This is a genomic window from Amycolatopsis sp. NPDC058986 (genome assembly GCF_042741125.1).
Lineage (GTDB): Bacteria > Actinomycetota > Actinomycetes > Mycobacteriales > Pseudonocardiaceae > Amycolatopsis.
Genome location: NZ_JBHYJW010000087.1, coordinates 24,570 through 30,569, shown reverse-complemented (window position 1 = coordinate 30,569; position 6,000 = coordinate 24,570). Strand labels below are relative to the sequence as shown.

The 6,000-nt window shown below is 66.8% G+C and carries 4 protein-coding genes; 2 read left to right on the top strand and 2 right to left on the bottom strand.

Going from position 1 to position 6,000, the window contains the following annotated elements:
- Positions 1-74: 74 nt before the first annotated feature.
- Positions 75-317, bottom strand: coding sequence for a hypothetical protein (locus ACFW0G_RS42040; RefSeq protein ID WP_378331143.1), 243 nt, complete (start codon positions 315-317; stop codon positions 75-77).
- Between the two features lie 266 nt (positions 318-583).
- Between ACFW0G_RS42040 and ACFW0G_RS42035 the strand changes: the two genes are divergently transcribed.
- Positions 584-1,006 carry a PPOX class F420-dependent oxidoreductase gene (locus ACFW0G_RS42035; RefSeq protein ID WP_378331142.1) on the top strand — a complete coding sequence of 141 codons (423 nt, stop codon included), beginning with the start codon at positions 584-586 and terminating at the stop codon, positions 1,004-1,006.
- A 556-nt stretch (positions 1,007-1,562) separates the two neighbouring features.
- On the opposite strand, the gene ACFW0G_RS42030 is transcribed toward ACFW0G_RS42035, so the two are convergent.
- On the bottom strand, positions 1,563-2,807 hold the full coding sequence (locus ACFW0G_RS42030; RefSeq protein WP_378331141.1) for a lipase family protein: 1,245 nt from the start codon (positions 2,805-2,807) through the stop codon (positions 1,563-1,565).
- 179 nt (positions 2,808-2,986) lie between these two features.
- Here ACFW0G_RS42030 and ACFW0G_RS42025 point away from each other — a divergent pair, with 179 nt between their 5' ends.
- The gene (locus ACFW0G_RS42025; RefSeq protein WP_378331140.1) at positions 2,987-4,195 is read left to right on the top strand and encodes a PucR family transcriptional regulator; all 1,209 of its coding nucleotides are present in this window, start codon (positions 2,987-2,989) and stop codon (positions 4,193-4,195) included.
- Positions 4,196-6,000 lie beyond the last annotated feature (1,805 nt).

The window sequence follows — 6,000 nt, the reverse complement described above, 5'->3', positions numbered from 1 at the left end:
CCCCCCGGATCATGGGAAAGACAGGGGGACAAAGTCATGCCGGGCCTGGCGACCACGAACTCCTTGATCAGGAGCTACGAAGAAGGTAACGGGGGTGGGTGGGCGAAGCGCTGCAGTGCCCAGGTAGTGGCCTGAGCCAGTGTCACGAACCGGTGCCAGCTCACCGTGGTGCCGGTACCTGCCTCGAACACCAGGAAGTACGGGGATCGCTCCGCACCTGTTGCCTGCCGGTCACTCCGGACGGTGAAACGGAGTTCGAGCGAATCGCGCAGGTCGAGTGCGGGGGCGAAGAAGTCGTCGACTACGTGATTCCCCATCTCAGCGGCTCACCGGTGGCCGAAGTCGTGCGGCATGGCAGGTCCCCCTCGCGATCAGTCGCGGTGAACTGTCTCCGCTCAGCCTTCGAGTACTCTTAAAGCCACATAAAGGTTCAGTGCATCCCTCGGCGAAATCGCCCGATGGGGCAGGAGACTCGGGCTGTTCGGGCCGTGGTCCGCTGTTCCGAGATGTTTCCGGTGCGGGAAGTGCAAGACACCGTGTCGAGAGCGGGAATGAAAGTACCGTCCGGGTTGTCAACCACCGTATGAAACTTGACGACGCCGCGCGCGCACTCGTCGGTACCGGTGCCGACGCAACGCTGGTCACCCTCAACCCTGACGGCAGCCCACAGGTCACTGTGGTTTGGGTGGCGCTGCAATCGACGCCGGACGGTGACGAGCTCGTGGTGGCACATCTCAGCGAGCACAAGAAGGTGCGCAATGTCCGCCGCGACGGCCGGGTGGCGCTGACGATCCTTTCCCCTGAACGCGGGGACGTGATGCGGCCGTATCTGGCGATCACCGGGACTGCTCGCATTGTGGAAGGCGGTGCGCCCGAGCTGCTCACGGAGCTGGCGAGGACGCTGGCCGGCCCGGATGTGAAGTTCCCGCCGGACAACGCGCCGCCAGGTTTTCTCACCCGCGTCCGGATCGACAAGGTCGGCGGCGTCGGTCCGTGGGCATCGTGATGGCCGGCTAGAGCAGCCTTGATCTGATGCGCTGGATCGTCTGGGCGTAGCGGAAAACCGATGAGGACTGGATCCGGGAGCGCGGGCTCAGTCATGAGGAGAGTGCCGCGCTCGTCTACCTGGTCGGGAACCCCGGTGCGATCCAGCGTGACATCGCCCAGATGGGCCGCACCAGCGCGGCGAGCGTGTCCAGCCTCCTGCAGGGGCTCGACGCCGTGGTCTCGTCGAGCGGCGCATGGAGCCGGCGACGAGCGCGGCAAACGCGTCTACGCGACACCGGCGGGAAGCGAACTCATCGCCGGGTTCGACGCCGCGATGACCGGTGTCGAGGAGATGATTCTGGCCCCGCTGGACCAGGCGGAGCGGGTCACCCTGCAGGCCCTGCTCACGAAGATCGCCGCGGATCTGCCGCGGCCGCCCACGACGGGCAGCTCAGAACCCACCGAGATGTGAGCAGGTTGTCGGTGTGCCCGACGGTTGGCCGGACTCACCGGACAACCGTCGGGCCGCGAACGCCGAGATGACTATTGAGGGGGCTGTCCGCCTCGGTGCGTCCCTACGCGCAGTCGTTGCGGGGCGCCTTGCTCTCGAACCGGGCCGCGAGGAAGTCGAGTGCGGGACCGCTCCCCACGACCTCGCCGGTGATGTGCCCGGCGAAGGGAATGCGCGACTTTTCGACGGTTCCGCCGTCGGAGCAGTACTTCGCCACCAGGGCGTCGACCGGCGGGGTGGGGACGAACTCGTCGGCGAGGCCCTGGTAGTTGTAGACCGGAAAGCGTGGCGTGGCCTTCCCCGCGCTGTTCGCGCGGTACAGGAAGCGCGCCTGCTCCGACGCGATCGGATCCGGCACCGTCGTGTAGTTCGCCAGGTGGTCGAACGGGTGGAACAATGCGATGTCGAGGGTGCAGTTGTCCTGATTGTCCGCGAAGAGCTTCTTACCCTTCTCGTTGAGCAGGGACTGGACACCCGCCTCGGGGAAGGCGCGGGCCAGGCCGATGACGCCGATCAGATCGAGCCCGGCGCCGAGGTTGCCGTCGTTGTACTTGAGCATTTTCTCCAGATCCGCCGGGACACCACCCGCCGCGGCGCCGACCACATGCAGCTCGGGCGCGTAGGACGCCTGCTGCTCGGCGGCCCAGGTGGTGGCGAAGCCGCCGCCCGAGTAGCCCCACAGTGCGACGGGACCGTCCGCCGCGAGTCCGGCGGGTGCGAAGTGCTGTGCCGCCCGGATCCCGTCGAGCACACCGTGCGCTGCCTGTGGGCCGGCCATGAAGTCCGAGTTCGGGCCTTCGTAGTCGGAATAGACGACGGCGTAGCCCTTGAGCAGCGCGCCGAGGGACTGGGTCACCTCGTACGTCCCGGCGGGTGTGGGCGCGCCGAGCGCGCCGACGCGGAGGGTGTACGAAGGCTGGCAACGGGTCGAGAGCGAATCCTCCGCCAGCTGATACGACACCAGCGGCCGCGGTCCTGACCCGGTCCACGGGTTGCGCGGCACCACGATTGTCGCGGTTTCGGCGACCGGTTTGCCGTGGCTGTCGACCGATTTGTACAGAACCTGATGCGCGTCGGCGGGGATCGGCACGATGATGGCGAGTGCCGTGACCGTCCGCGAACGCAGGACTGTCCCATTAGGACTGGATTCGAAACCTTGCGGGGGAACGTAGAACGGGTCCTTGCTGGGCGGCGGCACGGCCTCGGTCGGTGCCGCGTTCTTCGCGGGCGCCGCGTCCGCCGGGACGGCGGTACCGCACACGAGCGCAAGGGACAGCAGCCCCAGCACAAACCGACGGGTTCGCTTCATCGCGATGTCCTTTCCGGATGCGGCGTCAACGGCGTCGACGGCCTTGAGGTGATGACCGGGTGTCCCAGCGGGATCTCCCCTTCGTCATGGTGACCAGAATGGACCACGCCATGATCGCTGTCTGCTGGCACGATGCGCAGAAACTTGCCGCGCGGGTTTGTGCGTGGTGACAATGAGCCATGCCCCCTGTCCACTCCGAACCACCCGTCGCCGCTGTACTGCTCTCCCGTGCCGGGGAGATCGCGGAAGCGGTCACCGCCCGCTGTGTCGAGCGGATCCCCGCCTATCGGGTGCTACCGGAGAGCGTCCGGGAAGGCGATCTGGTGGCCAACGTCCGCGCGGTGATCGAACTGTTCCTCACCTCGATCGCCGCGGGCCGCGCGCCGACCGACGAGGAACTGTCCCTTCCGATCGTCCGGGGCGGCGAACGCACGCGCGACGGCCTGCCGCTGGAGGCCGTGCTGCGCATCTACCCGCTGGGCGCGCAGCAGGTGTGGGCCATCGCGACCGAGGTCCTCCCGGACCGGCCTGGCGAGCTGACGGCGATGGTGGAACCGATCCTCGACTTCCTCGCCGTGCTCATGCCGCGGGTGGCCGAGAGCTACCTCCGTGAGCAACGGGACCTCGACTGGGAGCACCGCGAATCCCGCCAGCATCTCGCCGCCTCTCTGCTGGCCGGCCGTCCGGCACGCCGTGCCGCGGAACGCGGGGGCCGCACCCTCGCCGAGCGCTACACCGTCGTCGCGTTCCACCTGGCCGTGCCGGAAGCCTCGCCCCGCACGGGTGCGCAGACCACGACGGCGGTGTTCCGGCGCATGCAGACCGAATTGGACACTCAGCCGGACGTGCTTGCCGGTTTCGAACGGGACGGCGGGGTGCTCCTGGTGCCCTGCGATCCCCGGGAGGCCACACCCGAACGCACCCGCGTTGCGCGGCTGCTGGCCCGGATCGGCACCGCGGCGGGAACGCCCTGCACCGCGGGAGCCGTGACCGCGCCCGATCATCCCGGCATCCCCGACGCGCACCGGCAGGCCGCTGAGATCCTCACACTCGCCCGGCGGCTCGCCCGCGAGCCTGGTATCTACTGGCTCGACGATCTCGCCGTCGAATACCAGCTCGCTCAGCCGGGACCTGCCCGTGATCGCCTCGCCGCCGTCCTCGTCCCGCTCGACGGCCATCCGCATCTGTTCGAGGCGCTCCGGGCGTTTCTCGCCAGCGGTCACAGCCGCGACGAGGCCGCCGCCGCGCTCACGATCCACCGCAACACGCTGACCTACCGCCTCAACCGGATACGCACCATCACCGGCTACGACCCGACCCGTCCCGAACACGCCCGCCACCTCGCCGCCGCGCTCACCGCCCGCGACGTCGCGGCGCACGATGCCTGACCGGGGTCCACGAGCGACAGTCATCCTGATCGAGCACGGCCGGCTCGGCTGGCACACTGCCCCGGGGCGACACCCGGCTGCTGGTGATGTTGTAGCAGCGGTAATTCACCGGTTACGGCCGCCGGCTCTGCGGGGTCGTGCCGTGGACCAGCTGGGTGACGACACGGGCGGCCGCGTCGTGATCCGGATTGTAGCTACGGGGATCCTGTCCCGGAACGCTCCCAGGGCGTAGCTCTGCCGCTGAGTGGCTATTGGCGGGATGTCAATACATGGTATGTGGCTTGGGGGGTCTGCAGATAGCAGTGAACAGTTGACTACCAGGCAAAATCGGGGGTTATCACCATCATGTGCGTGTGGGGAAGTCGATCTCTGCCGCCGGGTGGCTCTGGGACACCAGCACATCGGCAGTCTGGGGCGATGTTGAGTACTCGCCCGAGGTCGTAGAGGAGATGCGCGTCGTGATCGCCGAAAGCGCTGTCCCATCAGTGTTTTCCGACGACGAACCACCTTAGAGAACCCAGCTCGGAGCTAACCGCCATCAGCCCACTCCCACCACCGACCGGCGCCTCGCGAACATCATGCGCGACATCCACGACACCTGGGCTCGCCACGGCCGAAGAACGCGGTCGCCTGGGTGACTACGCTTCGGGCGCGAACATCGCCGGTTTCCTCCGCGTCACTGCAACAATGCCAGGTCTCCGGGGGAGTCTCGCCCTCCGGCCACCCAGCACACAATCAGCGGAGCGGATCCTACGCGCGAGGTTCACCCGCACAGCCGAGCGGGCGAACCTTCGCATGTGCAGTTGGCGTGATCACCACCAGATGGTGCACGTGGAATCGCCGGCGTTGCCGTATCCCGCGCACGCTTGCAAGTAGAAGCCATTCCCGGTGGAATTCATCGCTACGGTGTGCGCGTCGCCGCCGTTCGGGAGCCATACCTGACCACATGGAAGTGGCCTGTCATTGAGGTTGTACTTGTAGTTCAACCACACCACCATTCCGCGACTCGCGTGGAGCACCCTCGACCATCCGTGCTCATTGCCTGCGTCCGACCTGAGCTGGACTATCAAGCCCTGACCCGAAGCCTGCTGGACGGTGTGCGCCTCGGGCAAGGGCCCTGGATCGATCTGGCCAGGACAGGCCGCTGCCGGTCGGGTGATGGCCGCGGCACTTGCCGTGGAGGTGCCGCAGATCACCTCCGCGAGAACCAGCAATGCGCCGGCGAGTAGTCCAAGTCCACGTTTCATCATTTCGTCCCCTCTCAGAATTGACCGTTTTTATGGTCCGGAGCGATAGCACCTATAGTGGTCAGCGTCGGCACGTTGACGATCAAGCAGGACTTTCGAACCCAATTGATCATGACATGTCCTCCTTGTTGACAAACGGCAAGAGCGACTGCGGCGGTAATCCCCCCATGCAATAGTGGGCCTCGGATCAAGCGAGACAGCTCTGCCGCGGCAACCCGGTCACAAGTATTGCTGGAGCCAGGACAGCAAGTACACCCTTTGCGTCCTGGCGCAAAAGGCTTGACACGAGCACAATCGGTGCATGACCACGCTCGGGGGAGCGGCGAGATTGCTGATCCATTTCACTCGAGAGTATCCGGCACGCACCCGAATATCGGGTAGCCCGGACATTCTCTGGGATCTTGTGCCGGGCCTGCACCGGCTCCAACGGCGAAGACCCTCCGACAGTCGCGGCCCAATCGCCCCGGACGAGGTCCTGTGGTGGCGGGCCAACACCCTGGCCTGCCTGTCCGCCCGGGCCCTCGGCCGCCGGGTGCGCGGCCATCTGCTGCCGCTGGC

Excerpts from the sequence above, each read along its gene's own strand:
- ACFW0G_RS42040 (WP_378331143.1), bottom strand. The coding sequence starts at position 317 with ATGGGGAATCACGTAGTCGACGACTTCTTCGCCCCCGCACTCGACCTG.
- ACFW0G_RS42035 (WP_378331142.1), top strand. The coding sequence starts at position 584 with ATGAAACTTGACGACGCCGCGCGCGCACTCGTCGGTACCGGTGCCGAC.
- ACFW0G_RS42030 (WP_378331141.1), bottom strand. The coding sequence starts at position 2,807 with ATGAAGCGAACCCGTCGGTTTGTGCTGGGGCTGCTGTCCCTTGCGCTC.
- ACFW0G_RS42025 (WP_378331140.1), top strand. The coding sequence starts at position 2,987 with ATGCCCCCTGTCCACTCCGAACCACCCGTCGCCGCTGTACTGCTCTCC.